At 39.3% G+C, this 23,306-nt stretch carries 18 protein-coding genes; 8 read left to right on the forward strand and 10 right to left on the reverse strand.

What is annotated here, in order from left to right:
- Positions 1 to 164 precede the first annotated feature (164 nt).
- Complete coding sequence (locus B7E04_RS13445) at positions 165 to 1,133, forward strand: dipeptidase (RefSeq protein WP_080780685.1); 969 nt, start codon at positions 165 to 167, stop codon at positions 1,131 to 1,133.
- Positions 1,134 to 1,266: 133 nt separating this feature from the next.
- On the opposite strand, the gene B7E04_RS13450 is transcribed toward B7E04_RS13445, so the two are convergent.
- Positions 1,267 to 2,811, reverse strand: a complete 1,545-nt coding sequence (locus B7E04_RS13450; protein ID WP_080779120.1) for a hypothetical protein — start codon at positions 2,809 to 2,811, stop codon at positions 1,267 to 1,269.
- A 146-nt stretch (positions 2,812 to 2,957) separates the two neighbouring features.
- Between B7E04_RS13450 and B7E04_RS13455 the strand changes: the two genes are divergently transcribed.
- From B7E04_RS13455 to leuB, 4 genes are read left to right on the forward strand one after another with little or no spacing between them, the layout of a single operon-like run.
- Entirely contained in the window at positions 2,958 to 4,121 is a 1,164-nt protein-coding gene (locus B7E04_RS13455) for a 2-isopropylmalate synthase (RefSeq protein ID WP_080779121.1), read from the forward strand.
- 17 nt (positions 4,122 to 4,138) lie between these two features.
- Complete coding sequence (gene leuC / locus B7E04_RS13460; protein ID WP_080780686.1) at positions 4,139 to 5,527, forward strand: 3-isopropylmalate dehydratase large subunit; 1,389 nt, start codon at positions 4,139 to 4,141, stop codon at positions 5,525 to 5,527.
- Between the two features lie 14 nt (positions 5,528 to 5,541).
- On the forward strand, positions 5,542 to 6,147 hold the full coding sequence (leuD, locus tag B7E04_RS13465) for a 3-isopropylmalate dehydratase small subunit (protein ID WP_080779122.1): 606 nt from the start codon (positions 5,542 to 5,544) through the stop codon (positions 6,145 to 6,147).
- Positions 6,128 to 7,252, forward strand: a complete 1,125-nt coding sequence (gene leuB, locus B7E04_RS13470; protein WP_080779123.1) for a 3-isopropylmalate dehydrogenase — start codon at positions 6,128 to 6,130, stop codon at positions 7,250 to 7,252. Before leuD ends, leuB begins: the two co-directional genes overlap by 20 nt.
- 1,187 nt (positions 7,253 to 8,439) lie before the next feature.
- On the opposite strand, the gene B7E04_RS13480 is transcribed toward leuB, so the two are convergent.
- From B7E04_RS13480 to B7E04_RS13520, 9 genes are all read right to left on the reverse strand, one after another.
- Positions 8,440 to 8,622, reverse strand: a complete 183-nt coding sequence (locus B7E04_RS13480; RefSeq protein ID WP_048504084.1) for a hypothetical protein — start codon at positions 8,620 to 8,622, stop codon at positions 8,440 to 8,442.
- A 12-nt stretch (positions 8,623 to 8,634) separates the two neighbouring features.
- Entirely contained in the window at positions 8,635 to 9,240 is a 606-nt protein-coding gene (locus B7E04_RS13485; RefSeq protein ID WP_080779125.1) for a DUF4230 domain-containing protein, read from the reverse strand.
- Positions 9,241 to 9,242: 2 nt separating this feature from the next.
- Positions 9,243 to 9,809: a TlpA family protein disulfide reductase gene (locus tag B7E04_RS13490; RefSeq protein WP_062646759.1), complete on the reverse strand. Its 567-nt coding sequence runs from the start codon at positions 9,807 to 9,809 to the stop codon at positions 9,243 to 9,245.
- Position 9,810: 1 nt separating this feature from the next.
- Positions 9,811 to 10,278, reverse strand: coding sequence for a pyrophosphohydrolase domain-containing protein (locus B7E04_RS13495; protein ID WP_062646761.1), 468 nt, complete (start codon positions 10,276 to 10,278; stop codon positions 9,811 to 9,813).
- Between the two features lie 200 nt (positions 10,279 to 10,478).
- Positions 10,479 to 10,898, reverse strand: coding sequence for a hypothetical protein (locus B7E04_RS13500; RefSeq protein ID WP_080779126.1), 420 nt, complete (start codon positions 10,896 to 10,898; stop codon positions 10,479 to 10,481).
- A gap of 10 nt (positions 10,899 to 10,908) precedes the next feature.
- On the reverse strand, positions 10,909 to 11,625 hold the full coding sequence (locus B7E04_RS13505; protein ID WP_080779127.1) for a glycohydrolase toxin TNT-related protein: 717 nt from the start codon (positions 11,623 to 11,625) through the stop codon (positions 10,909 to 10,911).
- 443 nt (positions 11,626 to 12,068) lie between these two features.
- A complete protein-coding gene (locus tag B7E04_RS13510) occupies positions 12,069 to 15,131 on the reverse strand; it encodes a GEVED domain-containing protein (protein WP_080779128.1) in 3,063 nt (1,020 codons plus the stop codon).
- A 224-nt stretch (positions 15,132 to 15,355) separates the two neighbouring features.
- Entirely contained in the window at positions 15,356 to 18,286 is a 2,931-nt protein-coding gene (locus tag B7E04_RS13515) for a reprolysin-like metallopeptidase (protein WP_080779129.1), read from the reverse strand.
- Between the two features lie 225 nt (positions 18,287 to 18,511).
- Entirely contained in the window at positions 18,512 to 19,651 is a 1,140-nt protein-coding gene (locus B7E04_RS13520; RefSeq protein WP_080779130.1) for an acyl-CoA dehydrogenase family protein, read from the reverse strand.
- A 193-nt stretch (positions 19,652 to 19,844) separates the two neighbouring features.
- Between B7E04_RS13520 and B7E04_RS13525 the strand changes: the two genes are divergently transcribed.
- The 3 genes from B7E04_RS13525 to B7E04_RS13535 all read left to right on the forward strand — a co-directional run bounded on the left by B7E04_RS13525 (position 19,845) and on the right by B7E04_RS13535 (position 23,283).
- Positions 19,845 to 21,707: an endonuclease gene (locus tag B7E04_RS13525; RefSeq protein ID WP_080779131.1), complete on the forward strand. Its 1,863-nt coding sequence runs from the start codon at positions 19,845 to 19,847 to the stop codon at positions 21,705 to 21,707.
- A gap of 272 nt (positions 21,708 to 21,979) precedes the next feature.
- Complete coding sequence (locus B7E04_RS13530) at positions 21,980 to 22,585, forward strand: SatD family protein (RefSeq protein WP_080779132.1); 606 nt, start codon at positions 21,980 to 21,982, stop codon at positions 22,583 to 22,585.
- Between the two features lie 2 nt (positions 22,586 to 22,587).
- Positions 22,588 to 23,283 (forward strand): DUF3307 domain-containing protein, encoded by a 696-nt coding sequence (locus B7E04_RS13535; protein WP_080779133.1) that lies wholly within the window; start codon positions 22,588 to 22,590, stop codon positions 23,281 to 23,283.
- Positions 23,284 to 23,306 lie beyond the last annotated feature (23 nt).

Genomic DNA, 23,306 nt, shown 5'->3' on the forward strand with positions numbered 1-23,306 from the left:
GAATTACGATTCGATCCTGAAAATGTGATGGGTGATTTGAACGGATTCACCCTCATTCCAATTTTTTTAAAGAAAAAATAAGATGTTTTATGGTAAATGACCGTAAAAATGGGGGCTGCCTATCCCTGGAAAAGCCAATGTTAATTTTAGATAATATGGAAAATATGAAGAACTTTACTATTGATCTGCACTGTGATCTTTTAGTATATTTATTAGGCCCGGAAGCAAAAATTGACGACCGTGAACTGGGCTGCTCGCTTCCTTACTTAAAAGAAGGCAATGTGAAGCTGCAGATTATGGCTATATATTCCTCAACGGGCGAGGGCAGTACGGTATATGGAGCCGGACAGAGTGAGCTTTTTGCAGATTTGCTGAAAGGTAAAGACTTTTTTTTATTTGAGGGCGAAAACTATAAGCATCCCGGAAATGAAAACAAAACCGGGGTCATCGCATCCATTGAAAATGCATCCAGTTTCTGTGGTGAGGATGATACGCTGGAAACCGGGTTTAAAAATCTGGAAGCCATTATTGAGAAAACGCAGAAAATTTTTTATATCGGAATTACCCATCATACTGAAAACCGCTTTGGAGGCGGAAACTATTCTACAGCAGGGCTGAAAGATGACGGAAAAGTCCTGCTGGATTACATTTCTGATAAAAATATACCGGTTGACCTGGCCCATACAAGCGATCAGCTTGCATACGGCATTCTTAATTATATCGACCAGAAAAACTATAACATTCCTATTCTGGCCAGCCATTCCAACTACCGGACGATTCATGACAAAAACAGAAATCTTCCCGATGAGCTGGCCAAAGAAGTGATCAGAAGAAAAGGCTTAATAGGTCTCAACTTCATCAGAAACTGCGTAGACGAAACCAATCCGGATAAATTATACGAACATGTCCAATATGGTCTTGATCTCGGCGGGGCAGATGCTGTGGCATACGGGGCAGATTTTTTCTTCTGCAAAGACCACCCGGATAAATCCCGTCATCCTTTTTTCTTTAAAGGATATGATGATGCTTCCGCGTTTAATGTGATTAACAGCAGGATTGAACAGGAATTTTCCGCTGAAATTATGGAAAAGATAAGCCATAAAAATGCGTTGAAATTTTTAGAAAGATTATAAAACAGAAAGTCTGGTGGCTTCCAGAGCCTCTGCCACCAGACATCACAAGATCATTTTTTAATTCGATATATTTCGTTAGTTGCGTGACGACTTCCTGGTGGTTTCGGGAGCCTAGCCACCATTAAAAAGTCTTTCATCTCTTCCTCTTATACTTTACTTTCTGTTTGATGATCTCAATCACATCCACATTTCTGATTTTAGATTTTACCCAGCCATGGATATCAATGTAGAGCAGGGATCGCCTGTAATATTCATTTTTGGAAAAATCTTCAAGTACCTGATCAAAAGCTTCAAATGATTCCTGTTTTTTATTTAAAACCAAGCTGTTGATGTTTTTGAAGAACTGAATGCTTTCAAAATGAAAGGCTTCCGGTTTCTTCATTTTCCGGATAAATTTTAAAGAAGAATTGATAAATTCATCGTAATCTTCATCATTTCCTGACTCGTACTTTGCCATTAAAATAAGAATCCGTGTATGGAAAAGAAGATCTTCCTGGACATTTCCTTTACACTCAACCACTTTCATTGAATATTCAATTGATTTTTCAAACATTTTACTTCCGAAAAACATCGAGGCCATTTTAAGATAGAGGATCATAAAGTGATGTTCATCAATTTTTTCCCGGAGTTTTTCCATCTTCAATTCAATTTCGGGAATAAGCTTTGTTCCTGAAAAAAATTCACCTTTAACGAAATGGATATTCATTAAAGTATTGTAATGGGTCAGAAATATTAAAGCCTGAAGGTTTTCATTCTGGGTGAAATTCTGGGAATTAACTATTGCATTGAAATTTTCAAAATGCTCTTCCAGAATATCAATATTTCCATACAGGAACAAAATCTTCAGCAGGTAGGTGTTCCCTTTGATATACCATACCGGATGACTGATGATCATTTCCGGGTTTTTATGGAAAAGATCTACCCACTGATAAGCATATTTCAGGGTATACTTGTAATCCTGAAGTAACTGGTTTTTCCAGACATGTGCTTTGAAATACCATAATTTCTCGGTAAAATTCAGTTTTTCCGGTTTTATTTTCCTGATCTCATCATTGAAGAGCTCCAGGACTTTTTCCCGGTCAGCATCATTATTTACATAGCCGTGCGTAAGCATTTCACTGTATAACTTCAGAGAAAGGTTAGAAAGTTCCGTTGCATAATGATTCTGCTTGCTGATTTCCGTAGACTGCCTGATCAGCTCATCCGCACGTCCTTTAATACTTCTCGTAATGAATTGTGATTCAATGACTTTTTCAAGATCAATGATTTCCGAAGCAATACTTTTTTCATCCAGTTCCAGGGCAGAATGCTTGGTTTTATCCAGGATTTTCAGAGCCTGTTTGTAAAGTCCTTTCTGATAGAGGATTGTGGCAAAATCCAGTTGCTCGCGAAGCTGAACTCTGTAATTCTGATGGCTTGGATTCATCCTCAGGCTTACCAGAATTTGCTTATAAAGATGGGCTTTCAGGTTGGAAAGCTGCTGTTTTGTTGAAATTTTCTTCTCAATGATGACCTGCTCATTATATTCACTCATCTTATCCAGCTCTGAAAAAAGGAGCAGAAATTTCGCATCCACATTAATTCCCAGACGGTTCACATAAAGTTTAAACTGTCGTTTCTCGGAAGTGGTTAATGACTTGATCAATACAAACAAAAAATCTTTCTGCAATTCTGCCATTGTAAATTTGTAAAATTTAATTTGTTGATTACTAAATGGATACGGTTGTTTTTTCAGCTGTTGAATATTGTAATTTTCAGGAGATATGAAAACGTAGAAATATCGGAAGCAGTAGTTTTGATCAAAATTAAGTAAAAAACTTCATTATGAATTCCGAAAAAATTGAAATTTTTGATACGACGCTGAGGGATGGGGAACAGGTTCCCGGATGTAAACTGAATACAAAACAAAAGCTGATCATCGCAGAAAGCCTTGATAAGCTAGGGATTGACGTAATAGAAGCCGGTTTCCCCGTTTCAAGCCCGGGAGATTTCGAATCCGTTTCAGAAATTTCAAAACTGGTGAAAAACACCAAGGTATGCGGACTGACACGGGCTCATAAAAAAGACATTGATGTGGCTGCTGAAGCACTGAAATTTGCAAAGAGGCCGCGTATTCATACCGGAATCGGAACTTCAGATTCTCATATTCAATATAAATTCAATTCCACCCGTGAAGATATCCTGGAACGTGCTGCAGATGCTGTAAAATATGCAAAAAGCTATGTAGAGGATGTAGAGTTTTATGCTGAAGATGCAGGAAGGACAGATAACGCATTTCTGGCCAGGGTTTGTGAAGAGGTGATTAAAGCTGGAGCTACAGTCCTGAATATTCCGGATACCACAGGTTATTGTCTTCCGGAAGAATATGGAGAGAAAATAAAATACCTGAAAGAAAACGTAAAAGGTATTGAAAAAGCCATCATTTCGTGTCATTGCCACAACGATTTAGGACTTGCTACTGCCAATTCTATTGCCGGAGTGATCAATGGGGCACGTCAGATAGAATGTACCATCAACGGATTGGGAGAACGGGCAGGAAATACAGCTCTGGAGGAGGTCGTCATGATCTTAAAACAGCACAGGGATCTGAATCTGCATACGGATATTAATTCAAGAATGCTTAATGAAATGAGCCTGATGGTATCTGACCTGATGGGAATGCCGGTGCAGCCTAATAAAGCCATTGTAGGGGCGAATGCTTTTGCACACAGCTCGGGAATCCACCAGGATGGAGTCATTAAAAACAGAGAGACCTATGAAATTATAGATCCTGAAGAAGTGGGAGTCAATGCTTCCTCCATTATTCTTACCGCCCGGAGCGGACGTTCGGCACTGGCTTACCGCTTTAAGCATATAGGCTATGATATTACCAAAAATGAACTGGATTTTTTATATCGTGAGTTCTTAAAGGTTGCCGATCAGAAGAAGGAAGTTAAAAATGATGACCTGTACATGATCATGGAAACATGCAGCAGAAAAATAGGGTAAAATCAAGAAAATTGGATATGGACAACAATAAGAAAACACTTTTTGATAAAGTCTGGGACGCCCACGTTGTAGAAACGGTTCCGGACGGACCGCAAATTATTTATATAGACAAGCATCTGATTCATGAGGTAACCAGCCCGCAGGCCTTTGCAGAATTGGAAGCCAGAAATCTTGAAATATTCAGGCCGAAGCAGATTGTCGCGACGGCAGATCACAATGTTCCTACATTGAACCAGGAGCAACCTATCCGCGATGAACTATCCAGAAATCAGGTAGAGCAGCTGACTGAAAACTGCAAAAAAAATAACATAGAATTATTCGGGCTCGGGCATCCTTATCAGGGTATTGTGCATATTATTGCTCCTGAGTTAGGCATCACCCAGCCGGGAATGAGCATTGTATGCGGAGACAGCCATACTTCTACGCACGGAGCTTTCGGAGCCATTGCTTTCGGGATCGGAACAAGCCAGGTAGCACAGGTTTTTGCCAGTCAGTGCCTGCTTTTGAATAAACCAAAATCCATGAGGATTACCGTCAGCGGTAAGCTGAATCCTCATGTTCAGCCTAAAGATGTGATCCTCTATATTATTTCTAAAATAGGAACAGACGGCGGAACAGGCTATTTCTGTGAATATGCAGGAAATGTTTTTGAGGAAATGTCCATGGAAGGAAGAATGACGGTCTGCAATATGAGTATTGAAATGGGAGCCAGAGGCGGTATGATTGCGCCGGATGAAACTACTTTTAGCTATGTACAAGGGAAAACCTATGCCCCGAAAGGAGAAGAATGGAATGATAAAGTGGCGTACTGGAAAACCCTTACAACGGATGAAGGCGCTGTTTTTGACAAAGAATTAACCTTTAATGCAGCTGATATATTTCCGATGATCACGTACGGAACCAATCCCGGGATGGGAATTTCAGTTCATGAAGTAATTCCCGTTCCCCAGAATGAGTCTGAGGAAAAAGCACTTCAATATATGGGCTTGAAAGCAGGACAGGAAGTAACGGCAATTGAGGTTCATCATGTATTCATCGGAAGCTGTACCAATGCGCGGATAGAAGATTTCCGTTCCGCAGCGGAATATATCAAAGGGAAAAGTAAATCGGAAAGTGTAAAGGCGCTTATTGTTCCGGGTTCCCAGCAGGTCGTGAAACAGATCTATGAAGAAGGTCTGGATAAAATTTTCAGCGACGCGGGATTCCAGATCCGCCAGCCCGGATGCTCAGCGTGTCTTGCCATGAATGATGATAAAATTCCTGAAGGAGAATACTGTGTTTCCACATCCAACCGGAATTTTGAGGGCAGACAGGGACAAGGGGCAAGAACCATCCTGGCAAGTCCACTCACTGCAGCCAAAGCGGCGGTAGAAGGAAGAATTTCAGCTTTTGAAAGTTTAAACTAAAAGATCGTAGAAGAATGCAAAAATTAACATACATACAGTCAAAGGCAGTTCCATTGCCTGCAGAAAATATAGATACCGATCAGATTATTCCTGCGAGGTTCCTTAAAAGCATTGACAGGAAAGGGTTTGGAGAGAATCTATTCAGAGACTGGAGGTTTAATATTCATACGGGAGAACCCAATCCTGATTTTGTACTGAACAATTCCAGATACAGCGGCGAGATCCTGGTGGCAGGAAACAATTTCGGGTGCGGAAGCAGCAGGGAACATGCGGCCTGGTCGTTGACAGATTACGGTTTCAAAGTGATCATATCCAGCTATTTTGCAGATATTTTTAAAGGCAATGCCCTGAATAACGGCCTGCTTCCCGTAAAAGTTTCCGAGGAGTTTTTAAAAGATATTTTACAGAATATTACAGAAAATCCGGCCCTGGAAATTCATGTGGATGTAGAGCAGCAGACTATTAGCTTCAATGGAAAAACGGAGACTTTTGAACTTGATTCCTATAAAAAAATATGCCTGATCAATGGTTATGACGATATTGATTTTTTAATCAGCAAAAAAAAGGCGATACAGCAATTTGAACAAAAAACACACAAGTATGAGCAACAGTTATTTTAAAATAGCAGTTCTTCCCGGAGACGGGATCGGGCCGGAAGTGGTCAGTGAAAGCATTAAAGTTTTGGATGCGGTGGCTGATGTTTTTCAGTGCAGTTTCCAGTTTTCTTATGGATTAATGGGTGCAGAAGCCATTTTTAAAACCGGAGATCCGCTGCCGGAAGAAACTTTAAAGATCTGTAAAGATTCTGATGCGGTCCTGTTCGGGGCTATTGGAGATCCTGTTTTTGACAACAATCCGGAAGCGAAGGTAAGACCTGAACAGGGGTTGCTGAAACTCCGTAAAGAGCTGGGATTGTATGCGAACATCCGGCCTTTGAAAACCTATGCTTCACTGATCGATAAAAGTCCTTTGAAAAGAGAAATTATTGAAGGAACTGATATTCAGATTTTCAGGGAGCTGGTGAGTGGAATTTATTTTGGTGAAAAATTTACAGATCCGGACGGGAAATATGCTTACGATGTCTGTAAATACAGCACGGAAGAAATTATTCCAATTGCCCATATGGCTTTTAAAGAAGCTGAAAAAAGAAAGAAGAAGCTGACACTGATTGATAAAGCCAATGTTCTCGATACGTCAAGATTGTGGAGAAAAACCTGTCAGAAAATTGCCCCGCAATATCCTGATGTGCAGCTGGATTATATTTTCGTTGACAATGCAGCCATGCAGCTGGTTCTTAATCCAAAGCAGTTTGATGTCATCCTGACGGAGAATATGTTCGGGGATATTATTTCTGATGAAGCCAGTGTTATCGGTGGTTCTATCGGGCTTCTGCCTTCCGCATCAATAGGTGAAGAAAACGCCCTGTTTGAACCCATCCATGGCTCTTATCCCCAGGCTAAAGGAAAAGGAATTGCCAATCCTGTAGCCTCCATCCTGAGCACAGCGATGATGCTTGATTATCTTGAACTTCCTGAAGCAGCAGAAAAGCTGAGAAGAGCCGTGGAACATGCCATTGAAAACAAATATGTTACGGTAGATCTTAATGCAGAGCAGCATTATTCTACGGCTGAAGTAGGAAGTTTTATTGCAGATTATATTAAGTACTCTGAAAAATCCTATTACAATTTTGAAAATGTAAGGATCGGGAAATCCACGATCGTATAAAACCGGAAGTAGTCCATATAATAAGTAGATAGTAAGAAAGGTTCCGCTCATTTGGGTGGAATCTTTCGATTTCATTAGCTGATACTTTAACTCTTGAGAGGAAGTGTGAGATTAAGTTAAAATCAAAATATTTTAAACCACAAAAGTCACAAAAGCTTTAACACTTTAGTGATTTGAAGTTGAATATTAGAATGAGTAGAAGTTCACATAAGTTTTAAAAAAATCAAACATTTTATATCAGAAGAATCTGCGCAATCTGTGGGAGATAAAAATAACCACAAAAGTCACAAAAGCTTTAACACTTTAGTGATTTGAAGTTGAATATTAGAATGAGTAGAAGTTCACATAAGTTTTTAAAAAATCAAAGATTTTTATATAGTAAGAATTTGCGCAATCATCTGTGAAAATCTGCGTAATCTGTGGGAGATAAAATAACCACAAAAGTCACAAAAGCTTTAACACTTTAGTGATTTGAAGTTGAATATTAGAATGAGTAGAAGTTCACATAAGTTTTTAAAAAAAATCAAAGATTTTATATCGGAAGAATCTGCGCAATCTGTGGGAGATAAAAATAACCACAAAAGTCACAAAAGCTTTTAACACTTGTTTATTTAAGTTTAAAATTACTGTTTTTATAAGCTCACATAAGCTTTTTGAAAATCAAAGATTTTTATATCGGAAGAATTTGCGCAATCATCTGTGAAAATCTGCGTAATCTGTGGGAGATAAAATAACCACAAAAGTCACAAAAGCTTTAATACTTTAGTGATTTGAAGTTGAATATTAGAATGAGTAGAAGTTCACATAAGTTTTTTAAAAAAAATCAAAGATTTTTATATCGGAAGAATTTGCGCAATCATCTGTGAAAATCTGCGCAATCTGTGGGAGATAAAAATAACAACAAAAGTTACAAAAGCTTTTAATAATTGTTTATTTAAGTTTAAAATTGCTATGTTTATGAGTTCACATAAGTTTTCTGAAACCTTTGATTTTCGTGTTTTGTGGGCTTTTGTTCTCGAAATAAAGATCTTTTGGAATTTTAGTGTACCTCCGTCTTTTGTGACTTTTGTGGTTAAATTTTTCAATATAATCTATATAGATTCTAAAAAAAACTCTTTTCTTAGAAATCTCCCTGAGATTATTGTTCAATAAAACAGGTTCCACTCAGGAGAACAGAACCTTTTGGTTTATTTTTTCGTATTATCGGTTTTTCCTGATTTATTTTTTGAAGATTTCTGAACATCTTCCTTATCAATATCAGGCGGATTGCTTTTTTCTGATGAAGCAGGAATGTTTTGAAAATCCTGGTTCTGTTTTTTGGTTTCTGCACTGTTGGCAGATTCCTTCTTTTTGTTGTCTTTTGAATCCATACGCTTGAATTTTTAGAGTCCTAATACACCGAGTTTGCCGGTTTCGTCTTCTATAGTATAATTCAAAGCTTTTGCCAAAACGAAAATATTGTTAAGATTTTCCATTAATTGTTTACGGCCTTCTGTTCTCAGCTGATTCTGATTAATTGAGTTAATGGCAGTTTCTTTAGCTTTCTGGGTCACATTTTTTATATCCTTTTCCGAAATCCTGTTGAAAAAAGAATCGTCCAGCGACTGGATCTCCACACTTGGCGTAATCCTGATCTCAGCTTCAGGAAGCTCCGTGATCACCAGTTTTTTGTTAATGGAGTCCACTTCCATTTTCATTTTATTGAGATCATAAGAAACCTGGGCGTTAGTTTTGGTATACGTGATAATGCTGTTGTTTGAAACTTCTTTTCCGAACACTTCATAGCCCATTTTGGTTTTCTGCATGCTGGAAACATTCTGTTCCATCACCACCATTTTATTCATTTTTGAAATCTGGTTGGTCAGAATATAATAATCGGATTTTTCCGTCTTTGATGTAGGATTCAAACAGGATCTGAACCCCCAAAAAAGAGCCAGCATCACAAGGATACCTGCTGCAAACGATAGAATTACTTTGGAATTTCTCAAGGTTATTTGCTAAAAATTTCTTTGATTACAGAACTGTCGTCTTTTTTCAGAATCTGAACAAGATCCCTTTCAATATATCCTGTTGTAGGCATTTCAATGATCCTTCCGATTTCTTTACCGTATTTTTCTACGATAATCGTCGGAACCTTCTGGATATTATAACGCACTTCATCCCCGGTAGGAGATTCCTTTTTACGGTTGACCGCAATAATCGTTAATTTATTGTCAGGATACTTTAATTCATCAAGGATCTTCATCAGCCTTGGAAAGTCCCTGTGGCTGTCTTCACACCAGGTTCCCATAAAAACAACCAGTGAATAGGTATTGATCTTAGCCTTTCTTAATTCGTCCACAGCTTTCTGGTCTATGGCATACTCATCATGTTCTTTCACATACCAGTCTGCGTACGGAGCTTTTAAAAACTGCTCTTTGAACTGGTTTCCCAGAAGCATTTTGCCGTCATTCTGAGTTTCCACTTCACGGTTCATCACCACTTTCTGGGCGCTGAGCTGCTGGGTAGCCAGGGCAAAGCTTGAAACGGCAACAATATGGGTAATAAATTTCTTCATACTATTTTTCGATAATTGTTTTTAAATCTGCAGGGGAGTAGTATTTGTTTTTAAGAACTTTATGGTCTGCCTGTCTGTAGACATTAAATTTCTCTCCGGATTTTTCATAAAAAGATTCTACTTCCTTTTCCTTGTAAAATGCTACGGTCTCTTCTGCCTGTTCCGCTGTATCACAAGCTTTAGACATATTGGAACGCTGCACTTCGTTGAATAGCTCTACAAATTTACTGCCAAGTCCGAATTCCAGGACAGCTCCGCTCAAAACATACTGAAGGTCACAAAGAGCATCAGCAATTTCTACAATATTATTATCCGCAATAGCCTGCTTCAGCTCATTTAATTCTTCCTGTAAAAGTTCAACCCTGAGGTTGCATCTGTCCTGTGAAGGAATTTGTGGGGTATCTAAAATAGGGGCTTTAAAAGTGGTGTGGAATTCTGCTACCTGGTTCAGACTATCAATTTTATCCATGAATTTTATTATTTACAGCAAAGATAGAAAACGATTTTGTAAAATTTGTAACTGTTTCTACAAAAAAATCCACAGCTTAAACCGTGGATTTTTGTGCTGAATTTTAAGCTTCACACTAAGAATAGATTGAACTCCTTTTGCGATTTAAAATAATTTCAAGCAGATCTTTCCTAAATGTATCTTAAACCCTCCATTTCAGATTATTCCAATTCCTCGTACTTCCATATACCTGAAACTAGTAAGAGTGTTAATCCCGGCTGCCATTCTCCATAGCTGAATACACAGAAATATTTTGAATAACAATTCTGACAGTCGGTGCCGAAATAGAGAGTAGGCAAGTCCTTAACTGTTAAATCACCGAAGTGCCGCCTTCCTTCTGAAGTTTCAGCAACAATTTTGTTCTCTAATAATTGATTTCTTGATAATACACGTTCTTCATGATACATTTGAATAATGGGAAATCCTGATTCATACGGAAAAATTTCAACAACATTTTTATGGCCGCAGTCACAGCAGGTGAATTGTACTGTTGCAGATGGTATAATTTCATCATTACTGAAATGATCTTTCTCAAGTGTGGCCTGATTACCGATTTTTATTTTTTTTGATAGGGGATACATGTATATTGATTTATTGCTGAATAACGGTACCTACGATATTATTATATTTTCCGCTCGGACTTTTTTTGATGGTGATTTTTACATAGCCTTCCTGTGCCAGTTTGTTCCAGGTTTTCTGATATCCGGTATTGATATCAATAGGAATTTTCCACATAGTCTGTTTGCCGCCACCCACTTGATTGAACCATGGAATAACATCGCCAATCTGAGACTTGAAAGGTAGTGAATTATTCACAACATCAATTTCATAATAAAAGTCATAGGCATTTTCCGGTTGGTTTAAAGCCCTTTGTGAAAAAGTGTATACATATCCGTTGATGATAGGGCTCGTAAAGCTTCCACCTAAGGTTGGGACCCCGGTACCGTCATAGTTTCCGATTGCTCCGCTGTATCTGTCGAATTTCTGTCCCATCTGGAAAGGAACATCATCCACGATATTATACCCTCCGTTGGCTGGCGGCCATCCGCCATTCAGATTATTGGCTTTAAACAGGGCTTCCAATTCGCTCCATTTTCCTTGCTTATATAGGTCATAAGCCTGGTTTCTTATGGTCTGACCTACCGTTCCGGATGTATCGTAGGTTAAAGCCAGTTCATCAGCATTCTTGTAAAAAACATGGGTAACGGGTGGCAGGGTAGAGATTATTTCCTCATCGTCGTCTGAGCTGCAGGCAACTGAAAAAAGAGTGACGGATAAGAAGAAAATGTACTTGAATAAGTGTTTCATAATAAAAGTTTTAATGGTTATTGATTTTTAGTTTACTACCTTTTGATCCGCGCCGGCATTGGTTAGGATATTATTTTTACTGATAAAAAATGATGATGTTCAGAAAATACGATACAGTCATCCTAAAGCATTCGGCTTGCCCCAGTAAAGCCGTACTGAAACATGGAAACTCAAATCCCGGAATAATTTAGGATCAAAGCTGGTTCAGCGGTACAATTCAAGAAAGAATCTGAGTGATAAAATTAAATTAAAAAACTTAAATAATAGCAATTCGTTTTAAATAAATAATTATAGATAAACATAATGTGTTAATTAATGTTTCAGTTTGGTGTTTTTGTGCGATTTGTACGATATAAATTATCAGAAATAAACTCCAAGTGGAAACTATAAAAAAGACTGCCCTTGCGGACAGTCCAACACAAAATTTAAGGATTATTTGCTATCTAATCTTTAATGAATTTTTTAACGGTATCTCCAATCTGGATCAGATAATTGCCTTTTGGAAGCTGAGCTACATTAACGGTACCTCGTTCAAGTTTTCCCGAGTTAACAAGTTTTCCGGCCATATCGAAGATTTTATATTCTTCTGACGTGGTATTGGAAATATTCAGGATAGTATCTACAGGATTAGGGTGTAATTGAATGTCTGTCAGTGCTTTTCTGGTTTCCCGAGCTGCCCTTCCTGAAGAAATATTATTTGCGGAAATTATATTCACGGTGTAATCTTCAACCTGGCCACGTGTAATGGATCCGCATGAAGATGTAGGGAGAGAATCGTATTGCATGATCACTCTCATTCTTTTCGCTCCGGTAGCTGCCGTGGCTGGAATGGTAATATTTCCGGTAACCGGGCTGTCGGTAGAATTATTTTTAGACCACACCAGCTCCTCCTTGTCTGCAAAGCTACCATCATTATTATAATCGATATACACTTCATACGCTTCGTTGTAAGCTGTTGAGGCCCACATAGGGGTTACCGAGATGGTGTAATTATTTCCCTGAGTCAGGTCAGTAGAAAGAGAAGTGAAGTTTTCATACCCTGCGGTCCCTGTTGATGAATTGTTTATGGTCCCGAACTTTACATTTCCAATTCTTTCTTTTGTCGTATCATTTGCGGAAGCTGAGCAATATTCCGAAGCAATATTTAATGTGTAATCTTCCACTTGTCCGCGTGTGTATGAACCACATGGAGATGGGGGATTGGTATCATACTGCATAATTACTCTCATTCTTGTAGACCCCAGAGTGGCTGTGGCGGGAATGATAATGCTTCCTGTAACAGGTGCGGTAGCAGAAGCCGTTTGGGACCATGCAAGTTCTCCGGTATCATCAAAATCACCATCACCGTTATAATCTATATATACAGCGTAAGCTTCTTTATATTCAGCCGAAGTCCGCACTGGATCTACTGAAATGGTATAGGTCTTTCCCTGGGTTACAGTGGCGGATATCGAAGTGAAGTTTTCATAGCCGGAAGTTCCTGTTGAAGAATTATTGATGGTTGCGAACTGCACATTTCCTATTTTTTCTTTTGTTGTATCGTTTGCAGAGGCCTGGCAGTATTCTTTCACTGTAATATCTGCATTGTTGACATCAAAGAATATGTGATTTGAGCCTTTTACCATGATTCTTCCTTTAGTAGTCAATGTATTGGGGATTTTTATCCGCTGAGTACTGTCATTGGGTGTTTTTTCAAGGATAGGGATCCATGTATCTCCATTGTCTGTTGACCACAGAATATCTACTTTCTCAGCGTTCACATTATTGGCAGTGGTTCCTGCAACATCCCAGGTAACTACTTTTGAATGTCCCGCAGCATAGGTAACAGCTGAGTATTGTGAAGATATTTTGAATGGTCCTGCAGTTTCGTTTACTGTAATTAAAGCATCATCTGAATTATTTCCTGAGCCTCCGGGTCTATTATCACGTACAGTAAATCTGAAATTTAAAGATCTTGCTACATCAGATAATGCTTCTACCATAATCTCGGAACCTGGAGTAGTGGTGGCACCTTCCAGTACAGATGCCATTCTCGGGAAATATCTGATCGGAGAAGTGGTTGGAGTCCATGATCTGAAATTGGGACCGGATTCTTTGGTAGTACTTGCTGCAGAGTTCGCTCCGGTCTGGGATGAAGAAGCACTATCCATCTGTTCCCAGATATAGGTTAATGAATCTCCGTTGGTGTCAATTCCGGTTCCCGTTAGCATAAATGGAGTGCCTTTTGGAATGGTGTAGTCCAGGCCGGCATCGGCTGTAGGAATAGTATTTCCGGTTGTCCTGCTTACCGGACATGCTTTGGTTTTGATATTATCAGTAACCTGTTGGATGCTTTTGGCATGGAAAAATATATCATGCTGCCGCTGAACATCCTGAGGAGTAATTCCCGCGTATCCCATGATGGTGGATCCGGAACCAGGTTCCATATTCGCACCTGTACCCTCATTTCCATGGGAGAAGGTGTGGTTAGCGCCAAACTGGTGTCCCATTTCATGGGTGACAATATTATTAAAAAAATATCCTGAAGGTCCTCCGTTAACGGGAGAAGTAAATCCACTGCCTTTTAAACCATCAATACAGACGCATCCAATACATCCGGCATTGCCTCCGCCGTTTCCGGTTGCAAACAGATGCCCGATATCATATGATGCATGGCCAATGGTGCTTGTAAGATTTTTTTGTAATTCTGACTTCCATTGACTTTTATTAGAATAGGGATCCGTTGTGGAATTGGTGTAAATAAGTCTGTCATTATTAGCTATTAATACCATCCTTGCAGAAAAATCTTTTTCAAAAATACCGTTCACGTGAGTCATGGTGTTATTCATAGCAGCCAAAGCATTGGCTTTGGTTCCTCCAAAATAAGCAGTATATTCTCCTGTGCATGAAAGAGCCAGTCTGAATGTTCTCAGCCGTGCATCATCAGCATTAGGTCTGGCTGTATGATTCGTTTTGTTTATTTCTTTCTCTGCAACATCAACTACACTACATTCAAATTGACTGAGATTATTTTTTTTATCAGATGTTTTATAAACAACATATGAAGATAAGTCTTCAGTATATGGCTCTATAAAAACCGCTGATTTATCGGCATAAATTTCCATAGATGAAAGCCCTAAAGGAGAAACACTGAAATAGATAGTTGCGCCTGGATCTGCTGTATTTTGTCCTACATAGGATTTAATATCCGGATATTTTGCTTCAAGTTCAGGGGACAGGTTTGAATGTTCCGTTACCTGGAAATTTTCCATTTTCCCTTCGGAATTAGGAAATGAGATAATGGTTTTTGATTTTTGCCTGCCGGTTAGTGTTTTGGGAGCTTTGGAAAGCGCCTCCTTTAATCTGTTTATATCCAGCTTGTAGATTTTAGGATGATTAAGGTCTTCCTGATTTTTAAGTATTTTTATCTTTTTCTGGGATAAATCTTTTGACCAGAGTTGGTCAGTCTGAGCGAAGGTGATACCTGAAATCAGAAGCATCACAGTCACTGATAATTTTTTTTTCATATGTGTTGATTTATATTAGGTAATTCCAAATATAATGAATTAAACAATGTGAAATACGCTGACTTATAGGGTTTTAAGGGTGCGTTAATTAACTTGTTTTTTTTAACATTAAATAATAATTCAAACTTATTTTTATGAGAAAAAAATGCTTTGAACAGAAACTTGGATAGTAAAAAAAATACTGCCTCGAAAGAGGCAGTATTCACATCGTTTAACGGAGGTTATTAGTTTTTGATAAATCTTTTGCTTGTTTCTCCAATCTGGATCATGTAAGCACCTTTGATAAGACTGTTCACATTCACACTGCCTCTTTCCAGTTTTCCTGAAGTGATTAGTTTTCCACCCATATCAAAGATCTTGTAATCTTCTGATGTAGTATTTGAAACATGCAGCATATCTCTTACAGGATTTGGATACAGTTTGATATCTGTTGCCATCAGGTCTTTGGTATCAAGGGCTTCACCTCTTCCTGAAGATACAATATTCAATGTATAATCTTCAACCTGGCCGTAGGTATAGGTTCCACATGAAGAGGTAGGCAATGAGCTGTACTTCATCATCACTCTCATTCTGGTAGAACCGGTAGCTGCAGTAGCAGGAATCGTAATGTTTCCGGTAGCAGGGCTTGTAGTTGATGCTGCTTTAGTCCATGCAAGTTCTCCACTGTCTGTAAAGTCCCCGTCTCCGTTATAGTCAATATATACGGCATAAGTTTCACTGTAAACTGTTGAGGTCCATGTAGGAGTTACAGAAATGGTATATGAGCTTCCTTTTGTCACATTGGTAGAAACGGAAGTGAAGTTTTCATAACCGGCCGTACCTGTTGAGGTATTATTGATCGTTCCGAATTTTACATTTCCGATTCTTTCATCCGCAGTATTGGTTGCTCCGGCAGTACAGTAGGTAACAGTACCTCCGGAAAGGGTAGTCACGTTTACGGTGTTGCTTGAAGGGGAAACATTTCCTGCAGCATCTTTGGATTTCACTGTGAAACTGTAAGTAGTTGCAGGAGTTAAACTTGTCACGGTGTAGGTAGTGGATGCTGTATTCCCGATGATTGATCCGTTCATATATACATCATATCCTGTAACGCCAACGTTGTCTGTAGCTCCGCTCCATGAAAGATTCGTGGTGGTAGCCGTAGTGCCGGAAGCGGCAAGAGTAGGAGCTGTAGGTGCAACGGTATCCGTTCCGGAACCTGCATTGACGGTGATATTGGCATTATTCACATCAAAGAAGATATGATTGGATCCTTTCACCATAATTCTTCCCGTTGTGGTTGATGAATTAGGGATGGTTACTGCCTGGGAGCCGTCATTCGGGGTTCCTGCAAGAAGGGTAGTCCATGTGTTTCCACTGTCTGTGGACCATAAGATGTCTACATTGGCAGCATTTACATTGTTTGCTGTAGTTCCTGCCACGTTCCAGGTAACGGTTTGTGAGCTTCCACCCACATAAGATGTTGCTGAGTTTTGTGAAGAAACACTGAATGGTCCTGCGGTTGCATTAACGGTGATCAGAGCATCGTCCGAATTATTTCCAGAGCCTCCGGATCTGTTGTCACGCACCGTAAATCTGAAATTTAATGATCTTGCTACATTGGATAAGGCTTCTACAGTAATCTCGGAACCGGCGGTAGTGGTGGCTCCTGTTAATATGGAGGCCATTCTCGGGAAGTATCTCGTTGGAGAAGTCGTAGGCGTCCATGATCTGAAAGTAGGTCCGGATGCTTTGGTAGCACTTGCCGCAGAGCTTGCTCCGGTCTGGGATGATGAGGCATTGTCCATCTGCTCCCAGATATAGGTAAGAGAATCTCCGTTCGCGTCGGTTCCGGTTCCCGTCAGCATGAATGGAGTGCCTTTCGGAATGGTATAATCAAGACCGGCATTAGCTGTAGGAATGGCATTTCCTGTTGAGGTGCTGACCGGACATGTTTTAGCTTTGATATTATTGGTGATCTGCTGGATGCTTACTGCATGGAAGAACGCATCGGAATGCGGCTGTACGTCTTGGCCGGTAATTCCTGCATAGCCCATAATGGTTGATCCGGAGCCTGGTTCCATATTAACCCCTGTACCTTCGTTGCCATGGGAGAAAGTGTGATTTCCTCCGAATTGATGCCCCATTTCGTGGGCTACATAATCGATATCGAAGTTGTCTCCTGATGGAATGGCATCTGCCGGAGAAGTATAGCCGCTTCCTTTTGATCCATTTGTACAGACACAACCGATACATCCTGCGTTTCCTCCACCTCCGGAAGCTCCGAACAGGTGTCCGATGTCATAATTTGCTTCTCCGATTACTGAAGTCAGTGTGCTTTGGAGCTGAGAATTCCAGCTGCTCATTCCTGAAGCTGCAGAATAAGGGTCTGTAGAAGCGTTGGTATAAATTACTGCATCGTTATTGGAAATAAGAACCATTCTGGCAGCGAAATCTTTTTCAAAGACACCGTTTACACGGGTCATGGTATTGTTCATTGCTGCCAGTGCATTGGCTTTCGTGCCACCAAAATAAGCAGTGTATTCTCCTGTAGTTGAAAGGGCCAGTCGGAATGTTCTTAATTTAGCATCATCCGCATTAGGTCTGGCGGCAATATTAGCGTTGGATACACCTTTTTGGGCTACATCTATAACTGTACACTCAAATTTGTTAAGATCATCTTTCTTGTCAGATTTTCTATAAACTACGTAAGAAGAAAGGTCTTTGGTGTAAGGTTCGATGAAAACAGCGGATTTATCACCGTAAATCTCCATAAAAGAAAGTCCGAGTGGAGAGATGCTGAAATAAACCGTTGAATTTGGATCGTCAAGGCCTTCGCCTACATAAGATTTGATATCCGGATATTTCGCGGCAAGCTGAGGGTCGAAGTTTGAATTTTCCCTTACTTTGAAATTTTCCATTTTTCCCTGGGAATTAGGAAAAGAAATGATGATTTCAGATTTTTCTCCCGCGGCGAGTCTTTTGGGAGCTTTGGCAAGTGCGTTCTTTAATCCTTCAAAATCCAGGCTGTAAATCTTGGGATTAGTGATCAGGGTTTTGTTTTCAAAAATGTCAGAAGGTGCTTTTTTTGAACCTTCACTCCATAGACGGTCAGTCTGCGCGAACGAAATGCCTGTAATCAGAAGCATCCCGATCATGGATAATTGTTTTTTCATAAATAATATAATTTGATTGTGGAATATCAAATGTAATAAAATTTATATTACGAAAAACAAAAATTTTTAAGAAATATTTGGAATATATGTTTAAAATATTATGTATTACATTTAATATTGTTAAAAATATATTATCTCAAAAAAAGAAAATAGCATACGCAAAATACGTATGCTATTCATTTATTGTAAAATAATTCTTACTTAGATCGTGTAGGCTGCGAAGAGTTATTTTGTGATATCTCTTCCGATTACCATTCTCTGGATCTCAGAAGTTCCTTCACCGATGGTGCATAATTTGGAATCTCTGTAGAATTTCTCGGCAGGGAAGTCTTTTGTATATCCATAACCTCCGAAAATCTGAACGGCATTATTGGAAATTCTTACACATGCCTCTGAAGCGTATAATTTTGCCATAGCCCCTTCTTTGGTCATTTTCTGCTTGGCATTTTTCAGGGTGGAAGCTCTCTGGATCAGAAGCTCAGCGGCATCTATTTCAGTGGCCATATCTGCAAGCATAAAGTTAATCGCCTGGAATTCAGAAATAGCTTTTCCGAACTGATGTCTTTCTTTGGCATATTTTAAAGCAGCCTTGTAAGCTCCTCTTGCTGTTCCTAAACTTAAAGCAGCGATAGAGATTCTTCCGCCATCCAGAATTTTCATAGCCTGCTTGAATCCTTCACCTACTTCTCCCAAACGGTGTGAATCTGGTACGCGAACATTATCAAAGATCAGTTCAGCAGTTTCGGAAGCACGCATTCCGAGTTTATTTTCTTTTTTTCCTGAAGTGAAGCCTGGCATCCCTTTTTCGAGAACGAAAGCTGTAGAGTTGTTTTTAGCCCCTTTTTCACCTGTTCTGGTCATTACTACGGCGATGTCCCCGGAAATAGCGTGGGTAATAAAATTTTTAGCACCGCTGATGACCCATTCGTCACCATCTTTTACGGCAGTAGTAGACATTCCTCCCGAATCAGAGCCTGTATTGTGCTCAGTAAGTCCCCAAGCACCAATTACTTTTCCTGAAGCAAGCTGTGGAAGCCATTTGTTTCTCTGCTCTTCATTTCCAAACTCATAAATATGGTTGGTACAAAGTGAATTGTGTGCAGCTACAGAAAGACCGATAGAAGGGTCTACCTGAGAGATCTCATCCAGGATAGCAACATATTCATGATAACCTAAACCGGAACCTCCGTACTGCTCCGGAACCACAATCCCCATGAAACCCATTTCACCCAGCTGGTGGAATAAGTCTTTTGGAAATGTCTGGCTCTCGTCCCACTCCATAATATTCGGTCGGATGTTTTTTTCAGCAAACTCTCTTGCTGTTTCCGCTATCATTTTAATGTTGTCAATAGTCTCTGTGTTCATATAGATAAAATAGTTAGTTCCCAAAGATAACTAAATTGATGGAAAGCCAAAAATAATTATTCCGTTAGCGAAGGCAATTGCACAATAATTTAAAAATCAGTTTTTTATATTTTGATAATTAATGATTTTTTAATAAAATTTTCAGAACTTTAGGTTGTTTAATTTACTATTTTAGCCATCCAATTTTTAAGGAATGAAAAAACTTCTACTACCTATTATATTAGTTTCAGCATTGATCTCTGCCCAGGCTCCGGCAGGATATTACGATGGAACGACCGGACTTACAGGCTATGCACTGAAGACTAAACTACGCGATATTATTTCTGTAAAGAATATTAACTGGAATTATGGAGACTTACCCAATCTGTATAACCAGACGGATCTTGATAAATATTATGACCATGGTCCGGGTAATACAACCATTCTGCTAGATATATATTCTGAAATTCCTTCCGGTGCTGATGCGTATGAGTATACCTCAGCTAATTTGATCAGTAGTTCAGGGGGTGAAGGTCTGGGTTACAACAGGGAACATGCGGTGCCACAGAGTACTTTTGACAGTAATTATCCGATGTATTCTGATTTGCATTTTGTGATTCCTACAGATGCAAAAATCAATCAGCTTAGAAGTAATTATCCTTATGGGGTAGGAAATTCTACGGTTCATTATACATTTAGCAATACATCCAAAATTGCCAACAGTGCTATTCCTAATTATGTGTATACGAACAGGGTGTATGAGCCGATCAATGAATTTAAGGGAGATATTGCGAGAATGTTGCTGTATTTTGCGGTAAGGTATGAGGAAAAACTGCCTTCATTTAATTATTCCACAAACATTAACCCAGCGATAGACCGCTCTGCTCTGGATGGAACTGCAGAAAGGGCTTTTGACCCGGCCTATATTTCCATGCTTCTTCAGTGGCACCTTCAGGATCCTGTATCTCAAAGAGAAATAGACCGGAATAACGCCATATATAGTATTCAGAATAACAGGAATCCGTTTATCGATAATCCGCAATGGGTGAATGATATCTGGGTGCAGACTCCTGACGCACTTGCACCACAGGCCCCTTTGAATTTAAATGCTACCCAGACCGGGGCTTATTATACACAATTGGCGTGGTCGCCAAGCACGAGTTCAGATGTTATCGGATATCAGGTCTATCAAAATGGGACTCTGGTAACCACAACAAAATCTACATCCATAGTTATTGATCATCTGACACCTTCCACCTCGTATTCATTTACAGTGAAGGCTTACGACCAGGGGTATCTGCAATCTCCCGACAGTAATACAGCCACAGTATCCACATCAGCTGCGGACACCAGCTCAAAGGATCTTTTTATCGTGAAATATATTGAGGGGACGGGTAACAATAAAGCTTTGGAAATTGTCAACAGAACAGGGCATGAAGTGGATCTGAATCATTATACGATAAGAGTACAATACTACAATAATACAAGCGGTTCCTATTATTATGGAAATAGTTTTGAACTTGAAGGAAAACTCCCCAACAACCAAAATTTTGTCGTTCTGAATCCTAAATCTACATTATCCTGCTACACCAATAATGATGCACGGTTTCTTACAGCGGGTGAGGCCCTCACTTTTGCCGGAACCCAATATGTAGAGCTGGCCTATAAATCCACAACGGTGGATGCTATAGGAAGTAAGTTTGTAAGCAATTCATACGGAGATGTTTCCTTATACAGGAAAAATACGGTTACACAACCCAGTTCAACATTCAATATAGGAGAATGGGACTCATTTGGAACTGATTACTGTCAGAACCTTGGAACTCTATCTACCACGGATGTGGTTTTAGCAGGGAATGATCTGAAAATTTATCCTAATCCGGTTCATGAAAATATTTTTGTGAATGGTAAAACTGAAAACATACACTCGGCTCAGATTTTAGATTTCTCCGGAAAATTGATCTATTCCGAGCAGAATCCTTTTAAAAATAAGAAAAATATTTCTGTTCAGAATTTAGCAGTAGGATCCTATCTGTTAAAACTGGAAGGAAAAGTGTACCCGTTCATTAAAAAATAACACGCAACATCATTGCAAACGCAGCGAAGCAATCTCAAAAATAACATTTGCAAATAAGAGAAAGGGAGTGTTCGTAATGACTAAGACGGCCTTTTCGCATTTTTGCTTTTTTGCCTTTTAGCACACTTAAACAGGCTTTTAGTCGAAAAAAATCACCTTCAATATGCACTATTACAGCATCATTGATATAAGCAGATTCACTAATAATCAATATCTATAAGTGTTTCTGCTTATATTTTTTATATATAAGTAATTATGCTTATATTTGCACAATGATAGCGGTCATAACCGGTGATATTATAAATTCACAGCATGCAGACACGGAAGTTTGGATCACCAGACTCAAGAATCTCCTGGAAAACTGGGGAAGTTCACCGCTCGCATGGGAAATTTACAGAGGAGATGAGTTTCAGTTCAAATGTAATATAGACCAGGTATTCTGGCGTTTTCTAGCCATAAAGTCTCTTATAAGAAGTCAGGAAAATTTAGATGTAAGAATTGCCATAGGCATTGGTGAAGAAAATTTTTCCTCTGAGAAAATCACGGAATCCAACGGTACAGCTTATGTACATTCCGGACGGTTGTTGAATGATCTTAAAAGCGACGGGCACACCGTTTCTATAAAAACTTCCAATGATGCTGTAGACCGGGATCTGAATATCCTTCTGAAATGGTCCTCAAAAGATTTCGACAGCTGGAGTGTAGCCACCGCAGAGATCATCCATGAAATGATCATGAATGAAGACATCACACAGGAAGACCTCGCCAGGAAATTTGCCATCTCACAGTCCTCGGTAAGCCAGAGGCTGAAGCGCGCCAACTACGAGCTTATCGTAGAAACCAATCAATATTTTAGAAAGAAAATCTCAGAACTTTAAGCATGATCTTTACTAAACTCATATTGGCACATCTACTTGGAGATTTTATTCTTCAGCCAAATTCATGGGTTGCCGATAAGGAACGCCGTAAGCTGAAAAGTCCGTATTTGTATCTGCATGTACTGATCCATACTGTTTTAAGTTTTGTTTTTCTATGGAATACAGATATGTGGTGGGTTGCACTGATGGTTGGGGCTACTCATTTTATCATTGACGCCTCAAAACTGACCTTTCAGACTTTAAAAAATAAGAAAAGATGGTTTTTCATAGACCAGCTTCTGCATATTCTTGTGATTGCGGGAATTTCCTTCTATTATACAGAATTCAGTTTTGGTTTTCTGAGTAACGCTGAGTTTTTAAAAATACTGATGGCAGCATTGTTCCTTACAACACCGGCCTCAATTTTTATTAAAATATTATTGTCTTCATGGACTCCGGTTCCGGAAACACAGAGCAGTTTACAAACCGAATCCTTATCAAGTGCAGGAAAATATATCGGAATTTTGGAACGTCTTCTTGTTTTTACCTTTATTATGGTAAATCATTGGGAAGGCGTAGGTTTTATGGTGGCCGCCAAATCGGTCTTCAGGTTCAGCGATCTGGCACAGGCCAAACAGAGAAAACTTACGGAATATGTGCTGATAGGTACATTGCTGAGTTTTGGAATGGCTGTATTAACAGGAATTTTAATTAAGTAATATAAAATAAATCTAACTAACAA

Source organism: Chryseobacterium phocaeense (assembly GCF_900169075.1).
Taxonomy (GTDB): Bacteria; Bacteroidota; Bacteroidia; order Flavobacteriales; family Weeksellaceae; genus Chryseobacterium; species Chryseobacterium phocaeense.

Excerpts from the sequence above, each read along its gene's own strand:
- B7E04_RS13505 (WP_080779127.1), bottom strand. The coding sequence starts at position 11,625 with ATGAAACACTTATTCAAGTACATTTTCTTCTTATCCGTCACTCTTTTT.
- B7E04_RS13450 (WP_080779120.1), bottom strand. The coding sequence starts at position 2,811 with ATGGCAGAATTGCAGAAAGATTTTTTGTTTGTATTGATCAAGTCATTA.
- B7E04_RS13515 (WP_080779129.1), bottom strand. The coding sequence starts at position 18,286 with ATGAAAAAACAATTATCCATGATCGGGATGCTTCTGATTACAGGCATT.
- B7E04_RS13530 (WP_080779132.1), top strand. The coding sequence starts at position 21,980 with ATGATAGCGGTCATAACCGGTGATATTATAAATTCACAGCATGCAGAC.
- B7E04_RS13525 (WP_080779131.1), top strand. The coding sequence starts at position 19,845 with ATGAAAAAACTTCTACTACCTATTATATTAGTTTCAGCATTGATCTCT.
- B7E04_RS13495 (WP_062646761.1), bottom strand. The coding sequence starts at position 10,278 with ATGGATAAAATTGATAGTCTGAACCAGGTAGCAGAATTCCACACCACT.
- B7E04_RS13455 (WP_080779121.1), top strand. The coding sequence starts at position 2,958 with ATGAATTCCGAAAAAATTGAAATTTTTGATACGACGCTGAGGGATGGG.
- leuD (WP_080779122.1), top strand. The coding sequence starts at position 5,542 with ATGCAAAAATTAACATACATACAGTCAAAGGCAGTTCCATTGCCTGCA.
- leuC (WP_080780686.1), top strand. The coding sequence starts at position 4,139 with ATGGACAACAATAAGAAAACACTTTTTGATAAAGTCTGGGACGCCCAC.
- B7E04_RS13480 (WP_048504084.1), bottom strand. The coding sequence starts at position 8,622 with ATGGATTCAAAAGACAACAAAAAGAAGGAATCTGCCAACAGTGCAGAA.
- B7E04_RS13520 (WP_080779130.1), bottom strand. The coding sequence starts at position 19,651 with ATGAACACAGAGACTATTGACAACATTAAAATGATAGCGGAAACAGCA.
- leuB (WP_080779123.1), top strand. The coding sequence starts at position 6,128 with ATGAGCAACAGTTATTTTAAAATAGCAGTTCTTCCCGGAGACGGGATC.
- B7E04_RS13510 (WP_080779128.1), bottom strand. The coding sequence starts at position 15,131 with ATGAAAAAAAAATTATCAGTGACTGTGATGCTTCTGATTTCAGGTATC.
- B7E04_RS13490 (WP_062646759.1), bottom strand. The coding sequence starts at position 9,809 with ATGAAGAAATTTATTACCCATATTGTTGCCGTTTCAAGCTTTGCCCTG.
- B7E04_RS13535 (WP_080779133.1), top strand. The coding sequence starts at position 22,588 with ATGATCTTTACTAAACTCATATTGGCACATCTACTTGGAGATTTTATT.
- B7E04_RS13445 (WP_080780685.1), top strand. The coding sequence starts at position 165 with ATGAAGAACTTTACTATTGATCTGCACTGTGATCTTTTAGTATATTTA.
- B7E04_RS13500 (WP_080779126.1), bottom strand. The coding sequence starts at position 10,898 with ATGTATCCCCTATCAAAAAAAATAAAAATCGGTAATCAGGCCACACTT.